The sequence below is a fragment of the Massilia sp. UYP32 genome (assembly GCF_050434365.1).
Taxonomy (GTDB): domain Bacteria; phylum Pseudomonadota; class Gammaproteobacteria; order Burkholderiales; family Burkholderiaceae_D; genus Telluria; species Telluria timonae.
The window spans coordinates 221,198-247,351 of the sequence record NZ_JBNDIK010000003.1 but is presented as its reverse complement, the minus strand read 5'-3'; the positions used below and the strand labels follow the sequence as shown (position 1 = coordinate 247,351).

At 64.1% G+C, this 26,154-nt stretch carries 28 protein-coding genes; 19 read left to right on the top strand and 9 right to left on the bottom strand.

What is annotated here, in order from left to right; genetic code table 11:
- Nucleotides 1-127 precede the first annotated feature (127 nt).
- The 3 genes from ABIB42_RS03960 to ABIB42_RS03950 form a co-directional block, all read right to left on the bottom strand.
- Nucleotides 128-1,924 carry a GspE/PulE family protein gene (locus tag ABIB42_RS03960; protein ID WP_219861083.1) on the bottom strand — a complete coding sequence of 599 codons (1,797 nt, stop codon included), beginning with the start codon at nucleotides 1,922-1,924 and terminating at the stop codon, nucleotides 128-130.
- A gap of 19 nt (nucleotides 1,925-1,943) precedes the next feature.
- Nucleotides 1,944-2,726, bottom strand: a complete 783-nt coding sequence (locus ABIB42_RS03955; RefSeq protein ID WP_005665726.1) for a hypothetical protein — start codon at nucleotides 2,724-2,726, stop codon at nucleotides 1,944-1,946.
- A 118-nt stretch (nucleotides 2,727-2,844) separates the two neighbouring features.
- A complete protein-coding gene (locus ABIB42_RS03950; RefSeq protein ID WP_005665727.1) occupies nucleotides 2,845-3,387 on the bottom strand; it encodes a glycine zipper 2TM domain-containing protein in 543 nt (180 codons plus the stop codon).
- Between the two features lie 263 nt (nucleotides 3,388-3,650).
- Here ABIB42_RS03950 and ABIB42_RS03945 point away from each other — a divergent pair, with 263 nt between their 5' ends.
- The 5 genes from ABIB42_RS03945 (at nucleotide 3,651) to ABIB42_RS03925 (ending at nucleotide 8,891) form a co-directional block, all read left to right on the top strand.
- On the top strand, nucleotides 3,651-4,178 hold the full coding sequence (locus tag ABIB42_RS03945) for a barstar family protein (protein WP_229446310.1): 528 nt from the start codon (nucleotides 3,651-3,653) through the stop codon (nucleotides 4,176-4,178).
- Nucleotides 4,179-4,241: 63 nt separating this feature from the next.
- A complete protein-coding gene (gene purN / locus ABIB42_RS03940) occupies nucleotides 4,242-4,883 on the top strand; it encodes a phosphoribosylglycinamide formyltransferase (protein ID WP_429247924.1) in 642 nt (213 codons plus the stop codon).
- A gap of 12 nt (nucleotides 4,884-4,895) precedes the next feature.
- Nucleotides 4,896-6,221 carry an RsmB/NOP family class I SAM-dependent RNA methyltransferase gene (locus tag ABIB42_RS03935; RefSeq protein WP_071361572.1) on the top strand — a complete coding sequence of 442 codons (1,326 nt, stop codon included), beginning with the start codon at nucleotides 4,896-4,898 and terminating at the stop codon, nucleotides 6,219-6,221.
- 9 nt (nucleotides 6,222-6,230) lie between these two features.
- Nucleotides 6,231-7,586, top strand: a complete 1,356-nt coding sequence (locus ABIB42_RS03930) for a mechanosensitive ion channel family protein (protein ID WP_219861081.1) — start codon at nucleotides 6,231-6,233, stop codon at nucleotides 7,584-7,586.
- A gap of 93 nt (nucleotides 7,587-7,679) precedes the next feature.
- The gene (locus ABIB42_RS03925) at nucleotides 7,680-8,891 is read left to right on the top strand and encodes a DesA family fatty acid desaturase (protein WP_005665732.1); all 1,212 of its coding nucleotides are present in this window, start codon (nucleotides 7,680-7,682) and stop codon (nucleotides 8,889-8,891) included.
- Nucleotides 8,892-8,951: 60 nt separating this feature from the next.
- On the opposite strand, the gene ABIB42_RS03920 is transcribed toward ABIB42_RS03925, so the two are convergent.
- The 4 genes from ABIB42_RS03920 to radC form a co-directional block, all read right to left on the bottom strand.
- A complete protein-coding gene (locus ABIB42_RS03920) occupies nucleotides 8,952-10,520 on the bottom strand; it encodes a DUF418 domain-containing protein (protein WP_005665734.1) in 1,569 nt (522 codons plus the stop codon).
- An 85-nt stretch (nucleotides 10,521-10,605) separates the two neighbouring features.
- Entirely contained in the window at nucleotides 10,606-10,773 is a 168-nt protein-coding gene (rpmG, locus tag ABIB42_RS03915) for a 50S ribosomal protein L33 (protein ID WP_005665735.1), read from the bottom strand.
- A gap of 13 nt (nucleotides 10,774-10,786) precedes the next feature.
- Nucleotides 10,787-11,023, bottom strand: a complete 237-nt coding sequence (rpmB, locus tag ABIB42_RS03910; RefSeq protein WP_005665737.1) for a 50S ribosomal protein L28 — start codon at nucleotides 11,021-11,023, stop codon at nucleotides 10,787-10,789.
- Nucleotides 11,024-11,243: 220 nt separating this feature from the next.
- The gene (gene radC, locus ABIB42_RS03905) at nucleotides 11,244-11,915 is read right to left on the bottom strand and encodes a RadC family protein (protein ID WP_184239138.1); all 672 of its coding nucleotides are present in this window, start codon (nucleotides 11,913-11,915) and stop codon (nucleotides 11,244-11,246) included.
- Between the two features lie 102 nt (nucleotides 11,916-12,017).
- Between radC and ABIB42_RS03900 the strand changes: the two genes are divergently transcribed.
- The 6 genes from ABIB42_RS03900 to ABIB42_RS03875 all read left to right on the top strand — a co-directional run bounded on the left by ABIB42_RS03900 (nucleotide 12,018) and on the right by ABIB42_RS03875 (nucleotide 17,311).
- Nucleotides 12,018-12,470 carry an FKBP-type peptidyl-prolyl cis-trans isomerase gene (locus tag ABIB42_RS03900; RefSeq protein ID WP_273028602.1) on the top strand — a complete coding sequence of 151 codons (453 nt, stop codon included), beginning with the start codon at nucleotides 12,018-12,020 and terminating at the stop codon, nucleotides 12,468-12,470.
- A gap of 17 nt (nucleotides 12,471-12,487) precedes the next feature.
- Entirely contained in the window at nucleotides 12,488-13,447 is a 960-nt protein-coding gene (gene ispH, locus ABIB42_RS03895) for a 4-hydroxy-3-methylbut-2-enyl diphosphate reductase (RefSeq protein WP_005665742.1), read from the top strand.
- Nucleotides 13,448-13,634: 187 nt separating this feature from the next.
- Entirely contained in the window at nucleotides 13,635-14,564 is a 930-nt protein-coding gene (locus ABIB42_RS03890) for a branched-chain amino acid ABC transporter permease (protein WP_005665743.1), read from the top strand.
- A 16-nt stretch (nucleotides 14,565-14,580) separates the two neighbouring features.
- The gene (locus ABIB42_RS03885) at nucleotides 14,581-15,792 is read left to right on the top strand and encodes an ABC transporter permease subunit (RefSeq protein ID WP_273028601.1); all 1,212 of its coding nucleotides are present in this window, start codon (nucleotides 14,581-14,583) and stop codon (nucleotides 15,790-15,792) included.
- A 26-nt stretch (nucleotides 15,793-15,818) separates the two neighbouring features.
- Entirely contained in the window at nucleotides 15,819-16,589 is a 771-nt protein-coding gene (locus ABIB42_RS03880) for an ABC transporter ATP-binding protein (protein WP_429247923.1), read from the top strand.
- Nucleotides 16,589-17,311, top strand: coding sequence for an ABC transporter ATP-binding protein (locus ABIB42_RS03875; RefSeq protein WP_005665747.1), 723 nt, complete (start codon nucleotides 16,589-16,591; stop codon nucleotides 17,309-17,311). The genes ABIB42_RS03880 and ABIB42_RS03875 overlap by 1 nt, the downstream gene beginning before the upstream one ends.
- Nucleotides 17,312-17,413: 102 nt before the next feature.
- Here ABIB42_RS03875 and ABIB42_RS03870 read toward each other — a convergent pair whose 3' ends face one another.
- Nucleotides 17,414-17,998 carry a phasin family protein gene (locus tag ABIB42_RS03870; RefSeq protein ID WP_005665748.1) on the bottom strand — a complete coding sequence of 195 codons (585 nt, stop codon included), beginning with the start codon at nucleotides 17,996-17,998 and terminating at the stop codon, nucleotides 17,414-17,416.
- Between the two features lie 317 nt (nucleotides 17,999-18,315).
- On the opposite strand from ABIB42_RS03870, the gene ABIB42_RS03865 reads away from it, so the two are divergent.
- The 3 genes from ABIB42_RS03865 to pbpG all read left to right on the top strand — a co-directional run bounded on the left by ABIB42_RS03865 (nucleotide 18,316) and on the right by pbpG (nucleotide 21,244).
- Complete coding sequence (locus ABIB42_RS03865) at nucleotides 18,316-19,224, top strand: DMT family transporter (RefSeq protein WP_051205040.1); 909 nt, start codon at nucleotides 18,316-18,318, stop codon at nucleotides 19,222-19,224.
- Nucleotides 19,221-19,919, top strand: coding sequence for a nitroreductase (locus tag ABIB42_RS03860; RefSeq protein ID WP_312489114.1), 699 nt, complete (start codon nucleotides 19,221-19,223; stop codon nucleotides 19,917-19,919). The genes ABIB42_RS03865 and ABIB42_RS03860 overlap by 4 nt, the downstream gene beginning before the upstream one ends.
- A gap of 167 nt (nucleotides 19,920-20,086) precedes the next feature.
- Nucleotides 20,087-21,244, top strand: coding sequence for a D-alanyl-D-alanine endopeptidase (gene pbpG / locus ABIB42_RS03855; protein WP_370659800.1), 1,158 nt, complete (start codon nucleotides 20,087-20,089; stop codon nucleotides 21,242-21,244).
- Between the two features lie 7 nt (nucleotides 21,245-21,251).
- Here the strand turns inward: pbpG and ABIB42_RS03850 are convergent, their stop codons facing one another.
- Nucleotides 21,252-22,037: an IclR family transcriptional regulator gene (locus ABIB42_RS03850; protein WP_184239129.1), complete on the bottom strand. Its 786-nt coding sequence runs from the start codon at nucleotides 22,035-22,037 to the stop codon at nucleotides 21,252-21,254.
- 151 nt (nucleotides 22,038-22,188) lie between these two features.
- Between ABIB42_RS03850 and ABIB42_RS03845 the strand changes: the two genes are divergently transcribed.
- From ABIB42_RS03845 to cysW, 5 genes are all read left to right on the top strand, one after another.
- Nucleotides 22,189-22,575, top strand: a complete 387-nt coding sequence (locus ABIB42_RS03845) for a diacylglycerol kinase (RefSeq protein WP_040775263.1) — start codon at nucleotides 22,189-22,191, stop codon at nucleotides 22,573-22,575.
- Between the two features lie 56 nt (nucleotides 22,576-22,631).
- Complete coding sequence (locus ABIB42_RS03840; RefSeq protein ID WP_005665756.1) at nucleotides 22,632-23,270, top strand: peroxiredoxin; 639 nt, start codon at nucleotides 22,632-22,634, stop codon at nucleotides 23,268-23,270.
- Nucleotides 23,271-23,478: 208 nt separating this feature from the next.
- On the top strand, nucleotides 23,479-24,252 hold the full coding sequence (locus tag ABIB42_RS03835; RefSeq protein WP_005665757.1) for a sulfite exporter TauE/SafE family protein: 774 nt from the start codon (nucleotides 23,479-23,481) through the stop codon (nucleotides 24,250-24,252).
- Between the two features lie 117 nt (nucleotides 24,253-24,369).
- Nucleotides 24,370-25,239 carry a sulfate ABC transporter permease subunit CysT gene (cysT, locus tag ABIB42_RS03830; protein ID WP_005665758.1) on the top strand — a complete coding sequence of 290 codons (870 nt, stop codon included), beginning with the start codon at nucleotides 24,370-24,372 and terminating at the stop codon, nucleotides 25,237-25,239.
- Complete coding sequence (gene cysW, locus ABIB42_RS03825) at nucleotides 25,236-26,141, top strand: sulfate ABC transporter permease subunit CysW (protein WP_219865021.1); 906 nt, start codon at nucleotides 25,236-25,238, stop codon at nucleotides 26,139-26,141. The genes cysT and cysW overlap by 4 nt, the downstream gene beginning before the upstream one ends.
- Nucleotides 26,142-26,154: the final 13 nt, after the last annotated feature.

The following is a 26,154-nucleotide window of genomic DNA, read 5'->3' as shown; positions in this document are numbered from 1 at the left end:
ATCGCATCTGGCCCCTGTCACCAATCCGTGATCAAATTGGCAAGAGGGACATTTCTACTTTGCGCAACAGGGGACATTTCTATTTAGCGTTGACAGGGCTGTCCAACATTTTCGACACGAGCGACTTTCACGACAGCGCCGACGTCACCTTCAGCACCTCATCCGCCGTCGTCACTCCCTCGATCACCTTCATCGCCCCGGCAATGCGCAGCGGCTTCATCCCATCCTTCACGCTCTGCTCGCGCAAGGTGCGCATCTCGCCCGATTCGCGAATCAACCGCCCGAACCCCTCGCTCACTGTCAGCAATTCATAAATCCCGGTCCGCCCCCGATACCCGGTCTGCCGGCACTCCGGACACCCCACCGCCCGATACACGGTCGCAGGCTTCGCGATTTTCCACGCCCCGCCAATGCTCTCCCACACCTCATCGCTCAATTCGCCGCCCGGCGCCTTGCATACGGGGCAGAGCGTGCGCACCAGGCGCTGCGCCATCACGCCAATCAGGGTTGCCTCGAGCAGATAATCCGGCACGCCCAGTTCCAGCAGGCGCACCACGGCCGACGGCGCATCATTGGTGTGCAGTGTCGAAAACACCAGGTGCCCCGTCAGCGCCGCCTGGATCGCCATCTCGGCCGTTTCCAGGTCGCGGATCTCGCCCACCATGATGATGTCGGGGTCTTGCCGCATCAGCGAACGCACGCCATCGGCAAACGACAGGTCGATCCCTGGCTGCACCTGCATCTGGTTGAATGCCGGTTCCACCATCTCGATCGGATCCTCGACCGTGCACACATTCACTTCGCTGGTCGCCAGCGCCTTGAGCGTCGTGTACAGCGTCGTGGTCTTGCCCGATCCCGTCGGCCCGGTCACGAGAATGATGCCGTGCGGACGGCGAGTCAGCCCATCCCAGCGCTGCGCATCGTCAGGCGGAAAACCCAGTTCCGGCAGGGTCTTGACCACCACATCCGGATCGAAGATACGCATCACCAGTTTTTCGCCGAACGCGGTCGGCATCGTCGACAGCCGCAATTCGACTTCCTGGCCGCCGGCGGTGCGCGTCTTGATGCGGCCGTCCTGTGGCCGGCGCTTTTCGATCACGTCCATCCGCCCCAGCAGCTTGATGCGCGCGGTCATCGCGATCATCACCGCCGCCGGCACCTGATAGACCTGGTGCAGCACGCCATCGATACGAAAACGCACGGTCGCGAATTCGCGCTTGGGTTCGAGGTGGATATCCGAGGCGCGCTGTTCGAAGGCGTAACCCCACAGCCAGTCGACGATATTGACGATGTGCTGGTCGTTGGCGTCGAACTGCTTGTTCGATTTTCCCAGTTCGACCAGCTGTTCGAAGTTGTTTCGCATCGCGACGTCTTGCCCGCTGCTGCGGTTGGCGTCGCGGATCGACTTGGCCAGCGCGAAGAACTGCGAAATGTATTGGGCAATGTCGAGCGGATTGGCCAGCACCAGCTCGATGCGGCGGCGCGAAACCTTGGCGATCTCGGCTTCCCATTCGGTCAGCGCCGGATCGGCCGTCGCCACCACCAGCGTGGTCGCCGTCATTTCCACCGGCAGGATATTGAAGCGCGCCGCGTAGCTGGCCGACATCACGTCCGCCACCTTAGTGAAATCGATCTTGAGCGGGTCGATGCGAATGAAGGGCAGGCCGACCTTGGCCGCGCACCATTCGGTCAGCACATCCAGCGTCAGCAGCCGGTGCGGCGGCAAATTGGAGACCAGTTTGCACTGCGCCACCGCCGTCAGCGGATGCATGATGCCCGGCGCATTTTTCAATATTCCCTGGGCCTGGGCGAAATCGGCTTTGACTTTCTCCTTGGTGACGATCCCGTCGGCCAGCAGCCACGAGAAAATCGACTGCAAGTCGAGCTTGCGCAAGCTGGCGGGTTTTTGCGGGATGGCGTTCACGGTGGCCCTGGCTGAATGGTCAATCGGTGGCGAGCAATCCCTTGACCCAGGATTTTGCAGGCAGCTTGGTCTGCGCCACGATCTGCGCGGCGCGCGCGGCGAGCGCTTCCTTGTCGAGCGTGGGGCGGGTCTTGAAGCATAGCGCCACCACATTCCCGTCGTGCACCTCGGGCAGGCAGATCACGTGGCCGAAGGCGAACTTCATCGCTTTCAGGTTCTTGGCGAAGCTCGGGTGGTCGCCGAACAGGTTGACGGTCATGATGCCGTCCTGTGTCAGGCAGGCGGCGCAGGCCTCGTAGAACTCGGGCGTGTCGAGCACCGGGCCGCGCGCGGTGGCGTCGTACAGGTCGCATTGCAGCACGTCATAGGCCTCGTGGTTGGCCGGATCCTCGACGAAGTCGAGCGCATCCATCTCCAGCACGCGCAGGCGCTCGTCCTCGGGTGGCAGCTTGAACATCGAGTTGCAGATCGCGATCACGGACTCGTTGAGTTCGACGGCGGTCACGTGCGCCTGCGGGAATTGGCGATAGCAGAACTTGGTCAGGGCGGCCGTCCCCAGGCCCAGCTGGGCAATGGCCTGCGGCGTCTCGATGAACAGCATCCACGCCATCATCTGCTGCGCGTATTCCAGCTCGGGCCAGTCGGGCTTGCGGATGCGCATGGCGCCTTGCACCCACTCGGTGCCGAAGTGGAGGTAACGGACACCGTCCTGTTCGGACAGCGTGACGGGTGCGAATTTCGGTTTGCGCGCGGGACGGCGCGAGGATTCGACTTGTTCGATGGATTTGCGTTTGATGAGCATAGAGGAGCCTGGTGGAATCGCCCTATTATCGGGGGATGGGTTCCCCCAGCGCAAGCTCGGGTCCGAATGAACAACGCGGCCTCATGGGCCGCGTTGCTCGATTTCTAACGATGCAAGATCAGTACTGGCTGTACGCCTGCTGGCCGGTGTAGCTGTCCAGCGGCTCGACCGAGACGCGCAGGCGCACACGGTTGCCCGGGTCGCGGTTCATCAGCGAGGTGTAGGTCTGGCCGCGGTATTCATAAGTCACGTTGTAGCCGGCGGTGCGCGATTCGATCGCTTCCACGGTGCGGCATTGCTGCACGGCTTGTTCTTGCACGGTGCTGCCTTGCGGGCGGCCATTGTTCTGGACACGGTCACCGACCATGGCGCCGGCGATTGCGCCCGCTGCCGAGGCGGCCACCTTGCCGTTGCCGCTGCCGACCTGGCTGCCCAGCAAGGCACCGGCGATGCCGCCGATGATCGTACCGCCGGCGCCGCGTTCCTGTTGCACCGGCACTTGCACGTATTCGGTACGGCATTCCTGGCGCGGGGTACGGACTTGCTCGAGACGCGGCTCGACGCGCACCACGCGGCCGAAGTCTTCGAAGTCGGCGGCCTGGGCCAGCGGCAGGGTGGCGATGCCGAGGGCCGAGATGATCAGTTTGGCTTGCAAGTTCATGAGAGTACCTCGTTGAGTGGTGCGACTTGATTCGTCGATTCGTTACAGACTTCATGGTACGCCTATCGCAAAAAACCATCGAATCCGCGTGGCAACAAAATGTAACAGCGAATAAAGCGTGGAACAACTCGCGCCAGAATGAAACCGGCCCCGAATGCGGCGTTTTCGTGTCACAGATGGACCTACCGATTCTTACAAATAGGCATCTGAAACTCACATTTGGGTTGCTTCCAATACCACAAAACGTTACCCTTACACAAATCATGGACTTATTGGCGTATAGCAACGACAGCGAGGTAAGAAGCAGCAGCGCTACCCAGCGCCGCGAGGGGTGGCGCCATGGCGCGTTATTGACAGGTCGATTTGAGGAAAAAATGAGTTTGTTGATGAGAGTGGCGCCAAATCTTGTTCAAGCCATTCGCGCGTTTCGCGTTGGCGATTTGCAACAGGAGGCCGGGCGACTCGGACATCATTTCCTGTACGCCCACTGCGCCAATACGCTCACCAAGCAGCAGGTCTGCGCCCGCATCGGCGAGAATTTTTATTTCCCCAAGCCGTGCAGCAAGAACTTCGATGCGCTGCGCACCTGCCTGACCGAAACCATCCACGAAGCTGGCCCGCAGCCGGGCTTTATCGTGGTGCTCGAGCAGTTGCCGAGCGCTCAGAAGTTCGACAAGGAAGCGCGCGAAAACCTGCTCGACGTGTTCCGCGACGCGGCCGAATTCTGGGCCGAGAAAAAGGTGCCGTTCCGCGTGTTCTACTCGTTCGCGACGGTCCCGCCGACCGCCTGAGCCCGCCGCCAACCCTCCCCGAGGGCTGCGGTTGGCAGCCGGCCTTACGGTACAATGCCGGCTATGAAAAACATCGTGATCCTCATTTCCGGCCGCGGAAGCAATATGGAAGCGGTCGTGCGCGCGGCCGAGGCGGAAAGCTGGCCGGCCCGTATCGCAGCGGTGATCAGCAACAAGCCGGATGCCGGCGGCCTGGCTTTTGCCCAGTCGCGCGGCATCCCGACCGCCGTGGTGTCGAACAAGGAGTTCGCCACCCGCGCCGAATTCGACGCCAGACTCCAGGAAGTCATCGATACCTACCAGCCCGACCTGGTCGTGCTGGCCGGCTTCATGCGCATCCTGACCGCGCCATTCGTGGAGCACTATGCGGGCCGGATGTTGAATATCCACCCGTCGCTGCTGCCCCTGTTCCCGGGGCTGCACACGCACCAGCAGGCGCTCGACGCCGGCATGAGCGAACACGGCGCAACCGTGCACTTCGTCACCGCCGAACTCGATCATGGCCCGTCGGTGCTGCAGGCCAGGATTCCAGTCCTGCCTGGCGACACACCCGACTTGCTGGCTGAGCGCCTGCTGGCCGAGGAACACAAGATCTACCCACGCGCCGTACGCCTGTTCATCGAAGACCGCCTGGTCATCGAAGACGGCGCGGTGCGCATCGTCGAGTCCACGGATCACTCCCAGGCCGACGCCATCAGTATTTAATCAAGGATTTACATGAGATTGCCTCCAGCGATCGTCGCCAAGACCGAAGAAGTCTTGCGCGAGATTCTCCGTTTTACTTCGCCCGCCGACGTCACCCTGTCGCGCTTCTTCAAGGACAACCCGCGCTTCGGCGGCCGCGAGCGCGGCGTCATCGCCGAAGCCGTGTACGCCGTGCTGCGCAATAAATCGTTCTTCACCGACTTCGCCGGCCATGGCAACACGCCGTCGATGCGCAAGCTGGCCCTGCTGGGCCTGGCCGAGACCGTCGGCATCGACAGCATCGGCGGCCTGACCGAAGATGAGACCGATTTCCTCACCCGCATCAAGGAAGTCGACCGCAACCTGCTGCCGGGCCCGATCCGCGCCAACCTGCCGCAGTGGCTGTTCGACAAGCTGGTGGCCCAGTTCGGCGAGCAGGAAGCCCTGGAGCTGGCCGCGGTGCTGAACACCCCGGCGCCGCTGGACCTGCGCGTCAATTCCATCAAGGCCGAGCGCGACGACGTGGTCGCCCAGCTGGCGCAAGCGCCGATCGTGGCCGAGCCGATGCCGTTCGCGCCGCTGGGCCTGCGCGTGCAAAAGAAGCCGGCGCTGCAAAACCTGCCGCTGTTCAAGGAAGGCGCGATCGAAGTGCAGGACGAGGGCAGCCAGGTGCTGGCCCAGATCGTCGGCGCGCGCCGCGGCGAGATGGTGGTCGACTTCTGCGCCGGCGCCGGCGGCAAGACGCTGGCCCTGGGTGCGCTGATGCGCAATACCGGCCGCCTGTACGCGTTCGACGTATCGGAAAAACGCCTGACCAAGCTGAAACCGCGCATGGCGCGCAGCGGCCTGTCGAACGTGCATCCGGTGGTGATCGCGCACGAGCGCGACGCCAAGGTCAAACGCCTGGCCGGCAAGATCGACCGCGTGCTGGTCGACGCGCCGTGCTCGGGCCTGGGCACCCTGCGCCGCAACCCGGACGTGAAGTGGCGCCAGCAGCCGGGCGCCGTCGCCGAGATGCAAGAGAAGCAGGCCTCGATCCTGGACGCGGCTTCGCGACTGGTCAAGAATGGCGGCCGCCTGGTGTACGCCACCTGCAGCCTGCTGAACGAAGAGAACGACGTCATCGTCGAAGGCTTCCTGGCCAACCATGCCGACTTCGAGCTGGTGCCGATGAGCCAGGTGCTGGCCGAGCAAAAGATCCCGCTCGAGATGGACGACTACCTGAAGCTGCTGCCGCACAAGCACCAGACCGACGGCTTCTTCGCTGCGGTCCTGCAGCGCAAGGCGCTGGCGAAGCCGGCCAAGCCGGCCGCGAGCGAAGACAGCGCCGGCGCCGCCGCAGCCGCGGACGGAGAGTAAGGAGTCCCGATGCCGCTGTCCGACCTGCTGAACGTCCTGCTGGACGATGCCCGTCGTCCCGCCATCGCCTGGCAGATCGTGGCCCTCGTCCTGTGCGTGGCGGTGGGCTGGGGCCTGGCGCGGCTGATCCACCGTTCGCTGCTGAAAGACCGGGCCCAGACGGGCGGCCTGATCAGTGTCGGCCTGGGCAGTTTCAGCCGCGTGCTGTGGCCGCTCCTGACCGTCGGGCTGCTGGCGCTGGCCAAGACGGTGCTGGAGCAATACCAGGGCGTGTCGCTGCTGCGCGTGGCGCTGCCGCTGTTCATGTCGCTGGCGGTGATCCGCACCTTCTTCTACCTGTTGCGGCGCGCCTTCGCACGGCGCGGCCAGCTGGGGGCGGCCTTGCAGACCTTCGAGAAGGTGTTCGCCTTCGTGGTCTGGATCGTCGTCGCCATGCACCTGACCGGCATCCTGCCGGACGTGATGAGGGCGCTCGAGAATACCGTCCTGCCGGTCGGCAAGAACAAGATTTCGATCGCCGACCTGCTGCAGGGCGCGATCTCGATCGTCGTGCTCATGATGCTGGCGTTGTGGGCCGGCGCCGCGCTCGAAGAACGCCTGATGGGTTTCGAGCGCATGCACAGCTCGCTCAGGGTGGCGATGGCGCGCGTGGGCCGCGCGGCCCTGATCCTGGTCGCGGTGCTGTTCAGCCTGTCGCTGGCCGGACTCGACCTGACCGTGCTGTCGGTGTTCGGCGGCGCGCTGGGCGTCGGCCTCGGTCTCGGCATGCAGCGCATCGCCAGCAACTACGTGTCCGGCTTCATCATCCTGTTCGAGCGCAGCCTGTCGATCGGCGATCCGATCACGCTGGATAAATATTCCGGCAAGGTAGCGCGCATCAATACGCGCTACACCGTGTTGCGCGGATCCGACGGCACGCAAACGCTGCTGCCGAACGAGATGCTGATCACGGGCGTGGTGCTGAACCAGTCGGGCACCAACCGCAACGTGCGTGCGGTCACCAAGCTGGTCGTGTCCTACGACAGCGACCTGTCCGTGGTGATGCCGCTGCTGGAAGCGCAGCCGCTGGGCGTGGCCCGCGTGCTCGAGACGCCGGCGCCGAACGTGCTGCTCAATGCCTTCGTGGCCGACGGCTACGAGCTCGAAGTCGGCTTCTGGCTGGGCGACCCCGAGAACGGGCAGGGCGGTCCGATTTCCGAAGTGAACCGCAAGATCTACGCACTTGTGCAATCCGGCGCGATCAAACTCGGACATCCGTCGATGGACACGCGCTTGCTCGACGCCCATATCACGAAGGTGATGGGGCGGACTCCCCAGGAAGAAGGCCGGGACAAGACCGGGACTGGCGCAAATTTGGGCAAGTAAAACTGCCGTGCGGCAGTAGAACCACGTAAAATGCCCGGGTTGTAGGTGTGCGGTCACAGTGGTTGCACATTGGATAAGCCCTTGGGAGACTGAATGAATTTCTTTGACGACGCCCTGCACGCCGTGCTGTCGTTCCTGTCCACCGGCCTGCTCGATTTCTCGGCATGGCAAGTCGTGATCTATACGCTGGTGGTCACCCATATCACGATCGCCGCCGTGACGATCTACCTGCATCGTCACCAGGCGCACCGTGCGCTCGACCTGCATCCGATTCCAAGCCACTTCTTCCGCTTCTGGCTGTGGCTGACCACCGGCCAGGTCACCAAGGAATGGGCGTCGATCCACCGCAAGCACCACGCCAAGTGCGACACCGAAGAAGACCCGCACAGCCCGCAGACGCGCGGCATCCGCAAGGTGCTGTTCGAAGGCGCCGAACTGTATCGCGCCGAAAGCAAGGTCAAGGAAACCATGGACAAGTATGGCCATGGCACGCCGGACGACTGGATCGAGCGCCATGTGTACACCGGCCGCAGCACGCTGGGCGTGGCGTCGCTGCTGGTGATCAACGTCGCCCTGTTCGGCGTGCTCGGCCTGACCGTGTGGGCGATCCAGATGATGTGGATTCCGATCACGGCAGCCGGCATCATCAATGGCCTGGGCCACTGGTGGGGTTACCGCAACTACGATTGCAACGATGCGGCGACCAACATCTTCCCGTGGGGCATCCTGATCGGCGGCGAAGAGCTGCACAACAACCACCACACCTATGCCACCTCGGCCAAGCTGTCGAGCAAGTGGTATGAATTCGACCTGGGCTGGGGCTATATCCGCATGCTCGAGATGGTCGGCCTGGCCAAGGTGAAGAAGGTGGCGCCGAAGCCGAAGCTGGCCAAGAACAAGGCGCAAGCCGACTTCGACACCCTGCAGTCGGTGATCGCCAACCGCTACGACGTGATGGCGAAATATGCCAAGTCGGTGCGTCACGCTTTCCACGAAGAATTCGAGCACCTCAAGCACAAGGCGCAGCTGGAATCGCGCTTCCTGAAAAGCTCGCGCAAGCTGATGCAGCGCGAGCCGGCCAAGCTGGAATCGTCGCAAAAGCAGCAACTGGTCGAGCTGTTTCAGCACAGCAAGGCGCTGGAGACCATGCACACTATGCGCGTCGAACTGGGCGCGATCTGGGAACGCTCGCACTCGACCCGCGACCAGCTGTTGCACCAGCTGCAGGATTGGTGCAACCGCGCCGAAGCCTCGGGCATCAAGGCGCTGCAGGAGTTTTCGATGCGCCTGCGCACCTATGCCTGATCGGCGGCGTCGCTAAGAAATGACACAACGGCTTCTTCGGAAGCCGTTGTCGTTTGGGCGTTACGCGCCACGCCGCATCGGCGGCCACGTCAGGTAAGTCAGCGCCCGCCACACCCATTCGAGCGGCCCGTACTGGAAACGCGCCAGCCACCAGTGGCTGAACACGATCTGCAGCGCGCACAGCAGCAGGGCGATGCCGACCTGCTCGGTCCTGCCGATGCCCCACCATCCGAGCCCGTGGGCATGGAACAGCAGGGAAAACACGAGCGACTGCATCAGGTAATTGCTCAGCGCCATACGTCCAAATGGCGCCAGGACGCGCACCCGGGCCAGCACGCCGTGGCTGTACAGCGCCAGCAGCACCGCCGCGACGTAGCCGAGCGAGGCGGGCAGGCTGCCCACCGTCATCAAGGCGTTCGCCAGGTCATAGCCGCCGTCGTCGACGCCGGCAGGACGTCCGGTGCTGATCAGGCTGCTGAGCAGGCCCAGCCCGACCCCGAAGCCGATCCCGCCCACGGCCAAGCGCCGCAACAGCGGCAGATGACGTCCGGCGTTGGCGATCACGCCGGAGCGCACGAACCAGACCCCGACCAGGAACACGCTCACGCCGACCACCACGAAGCCGGTTTCGTCGCGCATCCGCGCCGCCAGGTGGCCCAGGCGCATCGCGACCGCGTCCGCATAGCTGCCGTTGGTGAGCACCTCCTTCTCTTCGATGCTGCGCGCCGTGCGCTCGCGGTATTGCAACAGGGTGGCGGACGCGTTATCGGTCTCTGCGCTGGTGACGCTGGAGACTGGTCCCGACTGGGGCGCATAGTGGCGCATGGCGCCGTCGAGCGCGGTGAGGCCATAGGTGAGCACGAAGATCGCGACGCCGGCGCGCAGCGGCCGTGCTCTTTCTGGCTGGACAAAGCCCCAGGCCAGGAGGCCGAGCAGCACGAGGGCGCCGCCGATCGCCAGCAGCGCCCCCATGTCGCCCTTGCCGCCGACGATATTCAGGATGGCCGCCAGCAGCATCAGGCTGCCCGGGACGATCGCCACCAGTGGAAACAACGCACGCCGTTCGGCGCGCAGGTAGACGCCCACCAGGCCGGCGAACACGAGCGGCGTGACCAGCCAGCCGGCGAAGCCGAAGCCCGGCAACTGGGCCAGCACGAAACAGGCGGCCAGGACGCCGATCATTGGGCGCGCCCTGGCGAACAGCATCAGCATCAGGGCCAGCGCGCCGATCGCATAGCTGATCAGGATGTCGCCGCTCCACAGCAGCAGGTAGTGCAGCAGGCCGAACAGGCCGAGGACGGCGATCCGGCGGCCATAGGCGGGCAGGAAGGGACGCTCGGCCGTGCGCGCCCGTTCCAGCATCAGGGCGAAACCCATGCCGAACAGCAGCGAGAAAATGGTCCAGAACTTGCCGCTGACAACATAAGCGACGACAAAGGCGACCAGCCAGTCCAGGCCGTGCAGCCCGGCCGGGATGCCGTTGCCGGATTCGGCCACGGGGCGGTTGAAGAATTCGACGTTGGCGATGCAGATGCCGATCAGCGCGAAGCCGCGCAATACGTCGAGGGCATCGAGGCGGTCCTGGCTGGGGATGGGAACGAAGGGGAAGGCGGAAGGCGGACTGGTCATTCCCCGATGGTAGCGCGGATCGGCGGGACGACAAAAAAGCCGCCGGGCTTGCGCGCCGGCGGCTTCGTCAAGAAGACAAGATCGATTACTTGATCTTGGTTTCCTTGTAGATCACGTGCTTACGTGCTTTCGGGTCGAATTTGGTGATTTCCATCTTCGCCGGCATCGTGCGCTTGTTCTTGGTGGTGGTGTAGAAGTGACCGGTACCTGCGGTCGATTCCAGCTTGATTTTGTCGCGGCCAGTTTTTGCCATGATAGCTCCCTAATTAAACTTTTTCGCCACGGGCGCGCATGTCGGCCAGCACGGCGTCGATGCCGAGCTTGTCGATCACGCGCAGGCCGGCGTTCGACAGACGCAGCGAAACCCAGCGGTTTTCGGATTCGACGTAGATACGGCGGTTCTGCAGGTTAGGCAGGAAACGACGCTTCGTTTTGTTGTTAGCGTGGGAGACGTTGTTACCAACCATCACACCCTTGCCGGTTACTTGGCAAACACGTGCCATAGTGCACTCCTTAAATATGTTCCAGAATTGGAAAAACGAGAGTATAGCGTGAAAAGCAAAGCGGAATCAATCACTTACGAAAAACAATGGTGTCTTTTCTAAATCGAAAAATTTAACAATTCCCGCTGAGTGTCGTAACTCGCTGTTTACGCTGTGTAATTTCAAGCAAACCTGACAGCCCATGTAAGGACGCGGGCGAGGCGCTGCCGAGGTTTATCGGTCACAACTGCCCATTCTCGGCAAAGGAATGCACCTGGTTGCCCGCCACCACGAAGTGATCCAGCACCCGGATGTCGACCAGCGACAGCGCCTGCACCAGTGCGCCCGTGAGTCGCAGGTCGGCCTCGCTCGGCTCGGCCACGCCGGACGGGTGGTTGTGGGCCAGGATCACCGCCGCCGCATTCCTGCGCAGCGCCGCCTTGACCACCTCTCTTGGATAGACGCTCGTATGCGTGAGCGTGCCCCTGAACATTTCCTCGCAATTGATCAGGCGATTTTTCACGTCCAGGAACAGCACCATGAACGATTCATGGGTCTGCAGCGCGAACTGGCTGCGCAGGTACTGGCGCACCGCCTCGGGCGAGCACAGCGCCTCGCGCCGGAACTGCTCGGCCACCGCGCGCCGCGCCAGCTCGAGCGCGGCTTGCAGCTGCGCGTACTTGGCCGGCCCCAGGCCGTGCAGCCGGCCGAACTCGCTCGATTCGGCATGCAGCAGCCGGTGCAGCGAGCCGAAGTGCGCCAGCGTGTCGCCCGCCAGCGTCACCGCGCTTTTTCCCGCCACGCCCACGCGCAGGAAGATCGCCAGCAATTCGGTATCCGACAGCGCATGCGGTCCATCGCGCAGCAGGCGCTCGCGCGGACGGTCTTGTTCGGGCCAATCGCAAATTCCCATGTTTGATTCCTCGCCAAAAAAAGAGGCAGCCAAGGCGCAAGCGGCGCGCGTGGCTTACAATAGCGGTTTGCCTGATCAGGTATGCCCGTCACCACAAAGAACATGTCCAACGCTGCTCCCGTCGTCAACGAATCCTCTTACCTGACCCTGCATTACCGTCTGGCAGTTGCCGGTGGTTCGGATGTGGTCACGACCTTCAATGGCACGCCCGCCACCTTGCTGCTGGGCCAGGGCCAGCTGGCGCCGTTCCTCGAGGCGCGCCTGATCGGCCTGCCGGAAGGCACGCACCAGACCTTCGAGCTCAGCGCTGCACAAGCGTTCGGCGAGCGTAACCCGGAGCTGATCCAGTCGGTATCGAAAGCCACGCTGGAAGAAAACTCGGTGCCGGGCACGGAATACAACGTGGGCGAGGTGGTCGAGTTCAACGCGCCGAAGGGCGGTCGCTTCGCCGGCGTGCTGCTGGAATTACGCGACGAGGCGGCCTTGTTCGACTTCAACCACCCGATGGCCGGCCGCGCCCTGCAATTCGAAGTGAAACTGATTTCGGTTCTGTAAGGACGACAGGAACAATGATGGAAAACGAAATTCTGCTGGCCCAGCCGCGCGGCTTCTGCGCCGGCGTGGACCGCGCGATCGAGATCGTCGAGCGCGCCCTGAAACAGTTCGGCGCGCCGATCTACGTGCGCCACGAGATCGTGCACAACGCCTATGTGGTCGAAGACCTGCGCGCCAAGGGTGCGATCTTCATCGAGGAACTCGAAGACGTCCCGCCCGGCAACACGCTGGTGTTCTCGGCCCACGGCGTCTCGAAGGCCGTGCGCGCCGACGCCGAGGCGCGCGGGCTCACCATCTTCGACGCCACCTGCCCGCTGGTGACCAAGGTCCACGTCGAAGTCGCCAAGATGCGCAAGCAAGGCGCCGAGATCATCATGATCGGCCACGACGGCCACCCAGAAGTGGAAGGCACCATGGGCCAGGCCGAAGAGGGCATGCACCTGGTCGAGACGGTCGAGGACGTGCAGAAGCTGCAGGTGCGTAACCCGGAACTGCTGGCCTATGTGTCGCAGACCACCCTGTCGGTCGACGACACCCTGGACATCATCGCGGCGCTCAAGGCGCGCTTCCCGAACATCATCGAGCCGAAGAAGGGCGACATCTGCTACGCCACCACCAACCGCCAGGAAGCCGTGAAGTTCATGGCGCCGCAGGTCGAGGTCGTGGTCGTCGTGGGCAGTCCAAACAGCTCGAACTCGAACCGCCTGCGCGAAGTGGCCGAAAAAATGGGCACGCCGGCGTATATGGTCGACAACGCGAGCAAGATCGACCCCAGCTGGATCGCGGGCAAGAAGCGGATCGGCGTGACCGCCGGCGCCTCGGCGCCCGAGGTGCTGGTGCAGGCCGTGATCGACCGCCTGAAAGAACTCGGCGCGGCCAGCGTGCGCGCGCTCGAAGGGGTCGAAGAACACGTGACCTTCCCGCTGCCGAAAGGCCTGGACGGCGTACGTCCTGAGCCATCTTCGCCAGCAGCCTGAACTTTATTTCTCGTACAGACAGAAAACAAAATTTGCTACTGCACGGATTTACCGTGATAAGTTTTCCAACAGCCAAGTTATGATGGCGGCGCTCGGAAAATTGTCATGGTAGCCAACCATGAGCGGCACTTCGGGAGGGATCCCGCGGTGCCGTTTTTTTGCAAGGCAAAAATACACAGGCAGAACGATGGAAACCTTTATTCAACAGCTGCTGAACGGCCTGGTGCTGGGCAGCATGTACGCGCTGGTCGCGCTCGGCTACACGATGGTGTACGGCGTGCTCAACCTGATCAACTTCGCCCATGGCGACGTGCTGATGATCGGCGCCATGATCGGCCTGACGATCCTGCAATTGCTCGAGGCTTATATTCCCGGCTTGCCGGGCTATGTCCAGCTGGCGGCCGCCATCCTCGGTGCGATTCCCCTCACCATGCTGGTCAGCATCCTGATCGAGCGCGTCGCCTACCGCCGCCTGCGCCATGCGCCGCGCCTGGCGCCGCTGATCACGGCGATCGGCGTCTCGATCCTGCTGCAGACCTTCGCCATGATGATCTGGGGCCGCAGCCCGCTGCCGTTCCCGCAACTGCTGTCGTCCGAACCGATCATGATTGGCGGCGCCATGATCTCGCAGACGCAAGTGCTGCTGCTGGTGCTGGCGGCCGTCGCCATGGGCGCCCTGGTGCTGCTGGTCGAGCGCACCAGGATGGGCCGCGCGATGCGCGCCGTGGCCGAAAACCCGCGCGTGGCCGGCCTGATGGGCGTGGACGCGAACCGCGTGATCGTCGCCACCTTCGCCATCGGCGCCGCGCTGGCGGCCGTCGCCGGCGTGATGTGGGGCGCCAACTATGCCTCGATCACCTTCACCATGGGCGTGCTGCCGGGCCTGAAGGCCTTCTGCGCCGCGGTGCTGGGCGGGATCGGCAACATCTATGGCGCCATGATCGGCGGCCTGCTGCTGGGGATCATCGAGGCGCTCGGCGCCGGCTACATCGGCGACCTGACCGGCGGCTTCCTCGGCAGCCACTACCAGGACATCTTCGCCTTCGTGGTGCTGATCCTGGTCCTGACCCTGCGTCCGTCCGGCATCATGGGCGAACGCGTGGCCGACCGCGCCTGAGCACGAGGAGCACACCATGGCACTCCTGACCTTCGACACCCAGCACAAGCCGCGCCAGGCCGCCATCAGCATGGCGGCCGTCCTGATCCTGATGCTGATCTTCCCCTTCGTCGCCTCGCAATTCGGCAACTCGTGGGTGCGCATCATCGACATCGCGCTGCTGTACATCATGCTGGCGCTGGGCCTGAACATCGTGGTCGGCTTCGCGGGCCTCCTCGACCTGGGCTATATCGCCTTCTTCGCGGTCGGCGCCTACCTGGTCGGCCTGTTCTCGTCGCCGCAGTTCGCGGCGCTGCTGGAGTCGCTCATCTATTATTCGCCGGCGCTCGGCGAAGCGCTGGTGGCCTTCTTCGGGCCCGAGATCGCCGCCAACGGCATCCACCTGTCGCTGTGGGCCATCGTGCCGCTGGCGGCGCTGTGCGCCGCGCTGTGCGGCGCGCTGCTGGGCGCCCCGACCCTCAAGCTGCGCGGCGACTACCTCGCCATCGTGACGCTCGGCTTCGGCGAGATCATCCGCATCTTCATGAACAACCTGAACGACCCGATCAACTTCACCAACGGGCCGCAGGGGATCAATATGATCGACCCGATCCGCGTGTTCGGGGTGTCGCTGGCCGGCGAGCCGGGCTCCGGCGCCAACGTCATGATCGGCGACTACGCGATGCCGTCGGTGAACGCCTATTACTTCCTGTTCCTGGCCATGGTGATCGCGACGATCTTCATCACCGGCCGCCTGCAGCATTCGCGCCTGGGCCGGGCCTGGGTGGCGATCCGCGAAGACGAGATCGCGGCCAAGGCGATGGGCATCAATACCCGCAACGTCAAGCTGCTGGCCTTCGCCATGGGCGCGTCGTTCGGCGGCGTGGCCGGCGCGATGTTCGGCGCCTTCCAGGGTTTCGTGTCGCCCGAGTCGTTCTCGCTGACCGAATCGATCGCGGTGCTGGCGATGGTGGTCCTGGGCGGCATCGGCCACATTCCGGGCGTGGTGCTGGGCGGCGTGCTGCTGGCGGCCTTGCCCGAGGTGTTGCGCCACGTGGTCGATCCGCTGCAACAGGCCGTGTTCGGCAAGGTGATCATCGAGGCCGAGGTGCTGCGCCAGCTGCTGTACGGCCTGGCCCTGGTATTGATCATGCTGATCCGTCCGGCCGGCCTGTGGCCGTCGCCGAACAGGGAAGAGCGTCCCAACGCGGCCCTGGCGCGCGAGGAAGAGGAAGCGTCGACCGCCTGATGAGTGTACAGATACATGAGCAGACCATGAGCGAACAAATCCTCCTGAATATCCAGGGCGTCAATAAACGCTTCGGCGGCCTGCAGGCGCTGACCGACGTCGGCATCCGGATCATGCAGGGCCAGATCTATGGCCTGATCGGCCCCAACGGCGCCGGCAAGACCACGTTCTTCAACGTGATCACGGGCCTCTATCAACCGGACAGCGGCACCTTCGAGCTGGCCGGCAAACCCTATTCGCCGTCGGCGCCGCATGACGTGGCCAGGGCGGGCATCGCCCGCACCTTCCAGAACATCCGCCTGTTCGGCGAGATGAGCGCGCTCGAGAACGTGATGGTCGGGCGCCACGTGCGCACGAAGCAGGGCGTGCTGGGCGCGATCCTGCGCCACAAGGCGGCGCGCGACGAAGAAGCCGCGATCCGCCTGCGCGCGCAGGAACTGCTCGACTTCGTCGGCATCGGCCAATTCGCCAACCGCACCGCCAAATTCCTGTCCTATGGCGACCAGCGCCGCCTGGAAATCGCGCGCGCGCTCGCCACCGATCCGCAGCTCCTGGCGCTGGACGAACCGGCGGCCGGCATGAACGCCACCGAAAAGCTGGCGCTGCGCGAGCTACTCGTGAAAATCAAGGCCGAGGGCCGGACCGTGCTGCTGATCGAGCACGACGTCAAGCTCATGATGGGCCTGTGCGACCGCATCACGGTGCTCGAATACGGCAAGCAGATCGCCGAAGGCCTGCCGGCCGAGATCCAGAAGAACCAGGCCGTGATCGACGCCTACCTTGGAGGCGCCCACTGATGGCTGACATTGTTCTGAAAATCGCCGGCCTGAAGGTCGCCTACGGCGGCATCAAGGCGGTCAAGGGCGTCGACCTGGAGGTGGCGAAAGGCGAGCTGGTGACGCTGATCGGCGCCAACGGCGCCGGCAAGACCACGACCCTGAAGGCCATCACCGGCACGCTCCCGCCGTGCAAGGTCGAGGGGACGATCGAGTATCTCGGCCAGCCGCTCGGCGGCACGCAGTCGTTCCGGATGGTGCGCCAGAAGCTGGCCATGGTGCCGGAAGGGCGGGGCGTGTTCACCCGCATGTCGATCCACGAAAACCTGTTGATGGGCGCTTACACGCGCGACGACAAGGCCGCGATCGATGCCGACATCGAGAAGTGGTACACCGTCTTCCCGCGGCTGAAAGAGCGGTCCAGCCAGCTGGCCGGCACCCTGTCGGGCGGCGAGCAGCAGATGCTGGCGATGGCGCGCGCATTGATGTGCCATCCGACCCTGCTGCTGCTGGACGAGCCGTCGATGGGCCTGGCGCCGATCATGGTCGAGAAGATCTTCGAGGTGATCCGCGACGTGTCGCGGCAGGGCATCACGATCCTGCTGGTGGAGCAGAACGCCAAGCTGGCGCTGCAGGCCGCGCACCGCGGCTACGTGATGGAGTCGGGCGCGATCACCATGACCGGCAATGCGCGCGACATGCTCGACGATCCGAGGGTGCAGGCGGCATACCTGGGCGAGTGACGCACCGATCGCGTGAGCGGCGCGCGAACGAAAAAAAGCCGACAGACGCGATTGCGTCTGTCGGCTTTTTTGTCTTGGGCTTGTTACTTCACCAGCCGCAGCTTAGGCCGCAGCGGCAGCCGTGGCAGCGCTGGCAGCATTGCCAGCTTTAGCAGCAGTCGCAGAAAATTGCGACACGGCGGCGTTCATATTGCTTTCGAGCGCTTCGACCGCCTGCTTGGAGGTCTTGCTGAATTGCTCGTAGCCGGCGTTGGCGTTGCTGATCGCGGTCTTGACGGCGGCGACGAAGCTTTCCGAGCCGGCCGGGGCGTTCTTGCTCACTTCGTCGACCAGCGAGATGACCTTGCGGTTGGCTTCGACGATCTGGCTTTCGGCGGCTTTCGAGAACTCGGCGCCGGTGCCGGTGGCGATCGAGGCCAGCTGGCGGCTGTACGACAGGGCTTTCTCGGCGTTCGGCTGCGCCTGCGAGGCGGTCAGCGAGAAGAATTCTTGTGGGTCCTTGGCGCCCAGCAGCTGGCGAGCGGCGGCCGACGAATCTTCCAGGGTCGAGCGCGCGGTGCTGATGTTCAGTTCAACCAGCTTTTCCACGCCTTCGAAGGTCTTCGAGGTCAGTGCCGAAAACAGGGCGAATTGCGAATCGAGGCTGGCCTTGGTAGCGTTCGAAAATTGTTCAGGGATTGCAAACATGTGGCTCTCCAAATATGTCGTTTCAAGAATGGACTATTGCTCTGTGAGACAGGTTCTTCATTAAAACGCAACGAAACTCTTTTTGTGCACCGCAACAGGGCAGATTTTCTGTCAGTTCGTTTGAAGCGTCAAGCGTTTTTGATGCGACGCACCATCCAAGATACATAATTTTCTAGAATGCATTTAATGCAATAAAAGTCAATTGATCTCGCGCAAACCCTGTGCATCTTTCAGCCGGTCAAAACTCCATGGTAGAGACATGCTAGACTCGATGCTTGCGATTTATTCAATGCCGTGCAGCGCGCATTGCCAGCATCATGTCGACCCACGCCACTTCCATGCCCGGCAGCTCCTGGCTGTCGCCCGTGCCGCTGTTCTTCGTCTTCCTCTGGAGCACGGGTTTCATCGTCGCCAAGCTCGGCCTGCCGTATGCGCCGCCGCTGACCTTCCTCATCGTGCGCTGCCTGGGCGTGCTGGCGGTGCTGCTGCCGTTGATGCTGCTCTGGCGCGCGCCATGGCCGCGCGGCCAGGTCCTGCATCTCGCCGTGGCCGGCGTGCTGCTGCAGGCGGGCTACCTGGGCGGCGTGTGGGCCGCCATCAAGCTCGGCATGCCGGCGGGACTGACCGCCCTGATCGTCGGCATGCAGCCGATCCTCACCGCCGCCTGCGCGCCGCTGATCGGCGAGCGGGTGCGGCCGATCCAGTGGCTGGGCCTGCTGCTCGGCCTGTCCGGCGTGGCGCTGGTGGTCTACGCCAAGCTGGGCCTGGCCGGCCTGTCGCCCGCCGCCCTCGGCCTGTGCGTGTTCGCGCTGCTCTGCATCACGGCCGGCACCATGTACCAGCGCCGCTTCTGCCCGCGTTTCGACCTGCGCAGCGGCACCGCGATCCAGTTCGGGGCCACGGTGCTGGTGCTGGCGCCGATCGCGGTGTGGCTGGAAGACCTCGACCCGGCGTTCTCGACGGTTACCTGGAGCGCCGACTTCGTCATCGCCTGGCTGTGGTCGGTGTTCGCGCTGTCGATCGGCGCCATCTTCCTGCTGTTCAAACTCATCGGGCGCAGCCAGGCCACCGAGGTGACCAGCCTGATGTACCTGACCCCGCCGACCACCGCCATCATGGCCTGGCTGCTGTTCGGCGAAGCCTTCAACGCGCTCGGCCTGGCGGGCATGGCGGTGGCCGTCACCGGCGTCGCCTTCGTCGTGCGCAAACCACCGGAGACCACATGACCATCGAGAACCCTGGCCAGGCGGCCGTCGACGCCGCCATCACCTCGCGCCGTTCGATCCGCGCCTTCCTGGACAAGCCGGTCGCGCGCGAAGACATCGCCCGCATCCTGGACGTCGCGGCGCGCGCGCCGTCCGGCACCAACACCCAGCCGTGGAAAGTCCATGTGCTGACCGGCGCCGCGCGAGAGCGCCTGTCAAGCGCGATCCTGGCGGCGTATGCCGACCCCGAGCAGGCCGCCCAGCACCAGGAGGAATATCCCTACTATCCGCGCGAATGGGTGTCGCCGTACATCGACCGGCGCCGCAAGGTCGGCTGGGATTTATATGGCCTGCTGGGCCTGACGCGCGACGACAAGGCCGGCATGGCGGCCCAGCATGGGCGCAACTTCACTTTCTTCGATGCGCCGGTCGGGATGATTTTCACCATCGACCGCATCATGGAGCAGGGCTCCTGGCTCGATTACGGGATGTTCTTGCAGAACATCATGGTAGCGGCGCGGGCGAGGGGACTCGACACCTGTCCGCAAGCCGCCTTTACGCAGTATCATCGGATCATCGCGGCCGAACTCGGGCTGCCGGCGAACGAGATGGTCGTGTGCGGCATGGCGCTGGGCTGGGCCGATCCGGCGCGGATCGAGAACACCCTGGAGACCGAGCGCGAACCCAGCCACGTGTTCGCCCGCTTCATGGAGTAAAGTAATAACCAACAATATCTCATTGATATCAAACGAAAGTTTGAATGCAGGGGAGGTGTTGGTTTTCGCGGATTATTTCCGCACGGAATGTTCTTTTCTCTTGCGATCGAGCGTCGTTCCGCTACACTTTCATCTGTATCTCATCGGTTTGGTCCAGGGGCGTTTCGATGTTTAAACTTGCTTTGGCTGCAGTTGCCGCCGCGTTGTTCGCTATTGCACCAATGCAGGCATCCGGTGCCGGGGCGGGCGCAGGGGCGGGCGCGACCGAACAAGCGCAGAAGTCCAAGCCTGCCAAGGCTGCCAAGAAAAAGCCCAAGCGCAAAGCGAAGGCGAAAAAGACCACCAGGAAGCGCAAGGAAGTCGCCAGCGCCGGCGACAACGGCCAGCGCATGGTGCGCCGGGTCCGCACCGTCAACGGCAAGCGCGTCGTCACCTACCACCCGGCCCGCGCCGCGGCGGGCGCCGTCGCCGTGGCGGCGGTGGCGACGGCCGGCGACAGGGCCGGCCTGAACAAGACCGACGATCCGCTGTCCCTGCGTTCCAGCGTCGCCTACGTGGTCGACCAGAACAGCGCCGAAGTGCTGTTCGAAAAGAACGCCAACGTCGCCCTGCCGATCGCCTCGATCACCAAGCTGATGACCGGCATGGTCGTCATGGAAGCCAAGCAAGACCTCGACGAAGTCCTGCGCGTCACCGACGCCGACGTCGACCGCCTGAAGTACAGCAGCTCGCGGCTGCCGGTCGGCGCGCGCATGACGCGGCGCGAACTGCTGCACATCACCCTCATGAGTTCCGAGAACCGCGCCGCCTCGGCGCTGGGCCGCAACTACCCGGGCGGCATCGAGGCCTTCGTCGCCGCGATGAACGCCAAGGCGCGCCAGCTCGGCATGATGGACACCCATTACGTCGATTCCAGCGGCCTGTCGAGCCGCAACGTCTCGAGCGCGCGCGACCTCGTCAAGCTGGTGATGGCGGCCCACGAAGACCCGCTGCTGCGCGAATTCTCCACCACGCCGAAATCGACCGTGAAGGCCAGCGGCCGCACCATGCATTACGCGAACACCAACTACCTGGTGTCGCTGCCCGACTGGAACATCGGCCTGCAAAAGACCGGCTTCATCAACGAAGCGGGACGCTGCCTGGTGATGCAGGCCATGATCCATGGCCGCAATGTGGTGATGGTGTTCCTGGATTCGAAAGGCAAGATGTCGCGCACGGCCGACGCCGGCCGCATCCGCCGCTGGATCGAGTCGCTGCCGGACCGCATGGACGTCGATGCGGTGCGCACGCCGACCATCACGGCCAGCGCGCCGGCATTGCATTAATCCTCGATCACACCGGCGCGATCGGCCGGTAACCCAGCGTCGACGAAATCCGCGACGCCGTCTGCACCAGGTCTTCGAGCCAGTCTTCCTGCAAGCGGTCGGCCGGCGCCGAGATCGACAATCCCGCCACCAGCTTGCCGCTGTCGTCATGGATGCCGGCCGCCATGCAGCGCACGCCCAGTTCCAGTTCCTCGTTGTCGCGCGCATAGCCGCGCGCCCGCACCAGGCTCAGTTCGCGTTCCAGCCGCGCCAGTTCGGTGATCGAATTGCGCGTGTGGCCGGCCAGCCCCGTGCGGGTGGCATAGGCGCGGATCGCCTTGACGTCGTCCACGGATAAAAACAGCTTGCCGGTCGAGGTCAGGTGCAGCGGGCCGCGCCCGCCGATGGCGCGCACCACCTGCATGCCGGAGCGCTCCGAGAAGGCGCGGTCGATGTAGACGATCTCGTCGCCCTGGCGCACCGACAGGTTGACCGTCTGCTGGGTCTTGCGGTGCAGGGCGCGCATGGCGTCGAGCGCCGCTTCGCGCACCGACAGCCGGCTCTTGACCACATTGCCCAGTTCCAGCAGGCGCATGCCGAGACGGTAGGTGCCCGGCTCGACCCGGTCGACGAAGCGCGTGACGACCATGTCGTTGAGGATGCGGTGCGCGGTCGAGGGATGCAATCCAGACACCCGCGCCAATTCCTTGAGGCTGACCGGATCGGTATAGCTCGCCAACGCATCGAGCAGCGCCATCATGCGTTCGATGACCTGGATCGACGTCTTGGCTGGAGTAGGGGTTTCCATTTTCATGATGTGGTTGGTGCAGTGCAGTATCGTTCTCTTTATACCATGATGTGAAAAGACCATGCAAACCGGCGGCTTGCGTCGCGGGCCAACTTGCCACATGCTTGTGCGCGGACGGGGCATAATGTCGTTCCTGCATGTTGGAATGCCAAGAACGATGGAAAACCCGATCAGCGAATTCAAGACCTTGCGCGGCCTGGAGCGCATCGGCGCCGCCTGCCGCAACACCTGGGACGGCCTGCGCTGGGCCTGGCGCAGCGAAGCGGCGTTCCGGCAAGAGGTCGTGGTGATCGTCATCGCCAGCGTGGTGGCGCTGCTGTTGCCGGTGTCCGGCTTCCAGAAGCTGGCCCTGGTCGGCGTGCTGGTCGTGGTGCTGGTGGTCGAGCTGATCAATTCGGCGATCGAAGCGGTGGTCGACCGCATCTCGCTGGAGCGTCATCCGCTGTCCAAGGCGGCCAAGGACCTGGGCAGCGCCGCGGTGGCGCTGACCCTGCTGCTGGCGGGCGCCACCTGGGCCGTCGTGCTGTACAACCGCTTTATGTAGGCTTTGCGTTGCGTCGTCCGCGGACGGCGCTGTATGAATCAACCATGGAGAAGACTATGACCTTACGCCTCGGCGACACCGCTCCCGATTTCGAGCAGGATTCCAGCATCGGCAAGATCCGCTTCCACGAGTGGGCGGGCGATTCCTGGGTGGTGCTGTTCTCGCACCCGGCCGACTTCACGCCGGTGTGCACGACCGAACTGGGCCTGACCGCCAAGCTCAAGCCGGAGTTCGACAAGCGCAACGTCAAGGCGATCGCGCTGTCGGTCGACCCGGCCGACAAGCACGTCGACTGGATCAAGGACATCGAGGAAACCCAGCAAACCGTGGTCGGTTTCCCGATCGTGGCCGACGCCGACAAGACCGTGTCCGGGCTGTACGACATGATCCACCCGAACGCCTCGGCCACCGCCACCGTGCGCTCGCTGTTCGTGATCGACCCGGCCAAGAAAGTGCGCCTGATCATCACCTACCCGATGAGCACCGGCCGCAACTTCGACGAAGTGCTGCGCGTGATCGACGCCCTGCAGCTGACCGACGGCTACACCGTCGCCACGCCGGGCAACTGGAAGGATGGCGACCCGGTCATTATCCCGCTGACCGTCACCGATCCCGACGTCATCAAGCAGAAGTACCCGAAAGGCTTCGAGGCGCCGCGTCCTTACCTGCGCCTGACGCCGCAGCCGAACAAGTAATCGGCAGCGCAGGGGCGAGGCTTGCCCCATGCCATGTCTACCGCAAGACGGCGAACCTGGGTTCGCCGTTTTTTTTCGTGGTATCCAGGCAACAAACTCGCGATGATCATCGTCGTGGGACGAATATCTCTGCATAAGCAAATGAGAAAGCTGTCGTTTGGAAAACGGCAGCCCGAGCCTTACCCTGTGCTCCACAGGAGAGCTCGGCATGTCGATGACGTATGTGATGGCAGGATTCGCGGTAGGTTTGTTGGTCGGCATGACCGGCGTCGGTGGCGGCTCGCTGATGACGCCCTTGCTGACCCTGCTGTTCGGCGTCTCGCCATCGGTCGCGGTCGGCACTGACCTCGCCTTCGCCGCGATCACCAAGAGCGCCGGCACCATCACCCACCGCTTCACCCGCACCGTGCAATGGCAGATCGTCGGCCGCCTGTGCCTGGGGGCGCTGCCGGCGGCCGTGCTGGCGGCGATCGCGCTCAACCATTTCGGCGCGCTCAGCGAACAGCTGGGGCAGGTGATCCGCTACACGATCGCCGTCTCGGTGATGCTGACCGTGGTGGCGCTGCTGCTGCGCAGCCGCCTGCTGGCCTGGATCCATGCCCACCCGGAACGCCAGCTGCAGGGCCGCGGCCTGGCGGCGGCCACCATCATCTCGGGCGCCGTGCTGGGCGTGCTGGTGACGGTGTCCTCGATCGGCGCCGGCGCCATCGGCGCGACCTTGCTGGTGTTCCTGTATCCAAAGCTGAGCCCGGCCGAAGTGGCCGGCACCGACATCGCCTACGCGGTCCCGCTGACCGCCATCGCCGCGCTCGGCCATTGGTGGCTCGGCTCGATCGACTGGATGCTGCTGCTGACCCTGCTCGTCGGTTCGCTGCCCGGCATTACCCTCGGCGCCATGGCGGCGCGCGCCGTGCCGGAGCGCTTCCTGCGCGCCTTGCTGGCCACCACCCTGACGGCGGTGGCGGCGAAGCTCGTCTTGTAAATTGCGCCCTACCAAATAGCAATTACTGTCTATGCAAATAAGTATTCTTTCGTTTGCTTTATGAACATCGCGTGAGAATATTCGAGTCCGATAGAAGAATTTGTAATAAGGACTCGCATGACTTCGCTTGCATTGCCGGGCAACGCGGCAGCAACCAAGCCCAAGCGGCCAGGCCGGGTCATTCCCGGCTTCGGCATTTCGCTGGGCTTCACGCTGTTCTACCTGGCGCTGATCGTCCTCATCCCGCTGTCGGCGGTATTCCTCAAGACCTCCAGCATGAGCTGGGCCGATTTCTGGGCGACCGTCACGTCCGAGCGCGTGGTGGCGTCCTACCGCCTGAGTTTCGGCGCGTCCCTGATCGCGGCCGCCATCAACGTCGTCTTCGGCGGCATCGTGGCCTGGGTGCTGGTGCGCTACCAGTTCCCCGGCAAGCGCCTGATCGACGCCCTGGTCGACCTGCCGTTCGCGCTGCCGACCGCGGTGGCCGGCATCACGCTCACTGCGCTGTACGCCCATAACGGCTGGATCGGCCAGTACCTGGCGGCGCTGGGCATCAAGGTGGCCTTCTCGCCGTTGGGCGTGGTGGTGGCGCTGACCTTCATCGGCCTGCCGTTCGTCGTGCGCACGGTGCAGCCGGTGCTCGAGGAAGCCGAGCGCGAACTCGAGGAAGCCGCCGCCAGCCTGGGCGCGCCGCCGCTGCAGACCTTCATCCGCGTGGTGCTGCCGACCATCGTGCCGGCGCTCCTGACCGGCTTCGCGCTGGCCTTCGCGCGCGCCACCGGCGAATACGGTTCCGTCATCTTCATCGCCGGCAACCTGCCGATGGTGTCCGAGATCACGCCACTCCTGATCATCTCCAAGCTGGAACAGTACGACTATACCGGCGCGACCGCGATCGCGGTGGTGATGCTGGTGTTCTCCTTCATCCTGCTGCTGGCGATTAACCTTCTTCAGGCGTGGACGCGCAAACGGGCGGGCAAGGCATGAGCGCGGTCCTCGACAAGGTGGCGCCGCCGGCCAAGCGCGCCGCCAACAACAAGCGCCTCGACACCAGCGTGCTCGAGCCGCGCTGGGTGCGCGTGGCCCTGATCGCCATCGCGCTGATCTTCCTGACGCTGTTCCTGTTCATCCCGCTGGCGGCGGTGTTCACCGAGGCGCTGGAAAAAGGGTGGGAGCTGTACGTCGAATCGATCCTGGACCCGGATGCGGTGTCGGCGATTAAGCTGACCCTGATCGCGGCCGTGATCTCGGTGCCGCTGAACCTGGTGTTCGGCGTGGCGGCGGCGTGGGCCATCGCCAAGTTCGAATTCCGCGGCAAGAGCATCCTCCTGACCCTGATCGACCTGCCGTTCTCGATCTCGCCGGTGATCGCGGGCCTGATGTACGTGCTGCTGTTCGGCGCCTCGGGCTGGTTCGGCCCATGGCTGGCGGAGCACGACATCAAGATCCTGTTCGCGGTGCCGGGCATCGTGCTGGCCACCGTGTTCATCACCTTCCCGTTCGTCGCGCGCGAGCTGATTCCGCTGATGCAGCAGCAGGGCACCGAAGAAGAAGAGGCCGCGCTGGTGCTGGGCGCCTCGGGCTGGTCGACCTTCTGGCGCGTGACGATGCCGAACATCAAATGGGGCCTGCTGTATGGCGTGATCCTGTGTAATGCCCGTGCGATGGGCGAGTTCGGCGCGGTGTCGGTGGTGTCGGGCCACATCCGCGGCGAGACCAACACCATGCCGCTGCACGTCGAGATCCTCTACAACGAATACAACTTCACGGCCGCCTTCGCCGTCGCATCGCTGCTGGCGCTGCTCGCCCTGGTGACCCTGGCCGTCAAGTCCTTTATCGAATGGCGCCTGCACGAAGCCCGTAAGGCTTCGACGGACGCCCCTCACTGAAACAACGCCGGAG

Excerpts from the sequence above, each read along its gene's own strand:
- ABIB42_RS03865 (WP_051205040.1), top strand. The coding sequence starts at position 18,316 with ATGTCGACCCACGCCACTTCCATGCCCGGCAGCTCCTGGCTGTCGCCC.
- ABIB42_RS03845 (WP_040775263.1), top strand. The coding sequence starts at position 22,189 with ATGGAAAACCCGATCAGCGAATTCAAGACCTTGCGCGGCCTGGAGCGC.
- ABIB42_RS03950 (WP_005665727.1), bottom strand. The coding sequence starts at position 3,387 with ATGAACTTGCAAGCCAAACTGATCATCTCGGCCCTCGGCATCGCCACC.
- rpmG (WP_005665735.1), bottom strand. The coding sequence starts at position 10,773 with ATGGCAAAAACTGGCCGCGACAAAATCAAGCTGGAATCGACCGCAGGT.
- ABIB42_RS03860 (WP_312489114.1), top strand. The coding sequence starts at position 19,221 with ATGACCATCGAGAACCCTGGCCAGGCGGCCGTCGACGCCGCCATCACC.
- ABIB42_RS03920 (WP_005665734.1), bottom strand. The coding sequence starts at position 10,520 with ATGACCAGTCCGCCTTCCGCCTTCCCCTTCGTTCCCATCCCCAGCCAG.
- ABIB42_RS03870 (WP_005665748.1), bottom strand. The coding sequence starts at position 17,998 with ATGTTTGCAATCCCTGAACAATTTTCGAACGCTACCAAGGCCAGCCTC.
- ABIB42_RS03890 (WP_005665743.1), top strand. The coding sequence starts at position 13,635 with ATGGAAACCTTTATTCAACAGCTGCTGAACGGCCTGGTGCTGGGCAGC.
- ABIB42_RS03900 (WP_273028602.1), top strand. The coding sequence starts at position 12,018 with ATGTCCAACGCTGCTCCCGTCGTCAACGAATCCTCTTACCTGACCCTG.
- purN (WP_429247924.1), top strand. The coding sequence starts at position 4,242 with ATGAAAAACATCGTGATCCTCATTTCCGGCCGCGGAAGCAATATGGAA.
- ABIB42_RS03885 (WP_273028601.1), top strand. The coding sequence starts at position 14,581 with ATGGCACTCCTGACCTTCGACACCCAGCACAAGCCGCGCCAGGCCGCC.
- ABIB42_RS03875 (WP_005665747.1), top strand. The coding sequence starts at position 16,589 with ATGGCTGACATTGTTCTGAAAATCGCCGGCCTGAAGGTCGCCTACGGC.
- ABIB42_RS03935 (WP_071361572.1), top strand. The coding sequence starts at position 4,896 with ATGAGATTGCCTCCAGCGATCGTCGCCAAGACCGAAGAAGTCTTGCGC.
- ABIB42_RS03945 (WP_229446310.1), top strand. The coding sequence starts at position 3,651 with ATGGACTTATTGGCGTATAGCAACGACAGCGAGGTAAGAAGCAGCAGC.
- ABIB42_RS03840 (WP_005665756.1), top strand. The coding sequence starts at position 22,632 with ATGACCTTACGCCTCGGCGACACCGCTCCCGATTTCGAGCAGGATTCC.
- ABIB42_RS03835 (WP_005665757.1), top strand. The coding sequence starts at position 23,479 with ATGTCGATGACGTATGTGATGGCAGGATTCGCGGTAGGTTTGTTGGTC.
- radC (WP_184239138.1), bottom strand. The coding sequence starts at position 11,915 with ATGGGAATTTGCGATTGGCCCGAACAAGACCGTCCGCGCGAGCGCCTG.
- cysT (WP_005665758.1), top strand. The coding sequence starts at position 24,370 with ATGACTTCGCTTGCATTGCCGGGCAACGCGGCAGCAACCAAGCCCAAG.
- ABIB42_RS03930 (WP_219861081.1), top strand. The coding sequence starts at position 6,231 with ATGCCGCTGTCCGACCTGCTGAACGTCCTGCTGGACGATGCCCGTCGT.
- cysW (WP_219865021.1), top strand. The coding sequence starts at position 25,236 with ATGAGCGCGGTCCTCGACAAGGTGGCGCCGCCGGCCAAGCGCGCCGCC.
- ABIB42_RS03925 (WP_005665732.1), top strand. The coding sequence starts at position 7,680 with ATGAATTTCTTTGACGACGCCCTGCACGCCGTGCTGTCGTTCCTGTCC.
- ispH (WP_005665742.1), top strand. The coding sequence starts at position 12,488 with ATGGAAAACGAAATTCTGCTGGCCCAGCCGCGCGGCTTCTGCGCCGGC.
- rpmB (WP_005665737.1), bottom strand. The coding sequence starts at position 11,023 with ATGGCACGTGTTTGCCAAGTAACCGGCAAGGGTGTGATGGTTGGTAAC.
- ABIB42_RS03850 (WP_184239129.1), bottom strand. The coding sequence starts at position 22,037 with ATGAAAATGGAAACCCCTACTCCAGCCAAGACGTCGATCCAGGTCATC.
- pbpG (WP_370659800.1), top strand. The coding sequence starts at position 20,087 with ATGTTTAAACTTGCTTTGGCTGCAGTTGCCGCCGCGTTGTTCGCTATT.
- ABIB42_RS03880 (WP_429247923.1), top strand. The coding sequence starts at position 15,819 with ATGAGCGAACAAATCCTCCTGAATATCCAGGGCGTCAATAAACGCTTC.
- ABIB42_RS03955 (WP_005665726.1), bottom strand. The coding sequence starts at position 2,726 with ATGCTCATCAAACGCAAATCCATCGAACAAGTCGAATCCTCGCGCCGT.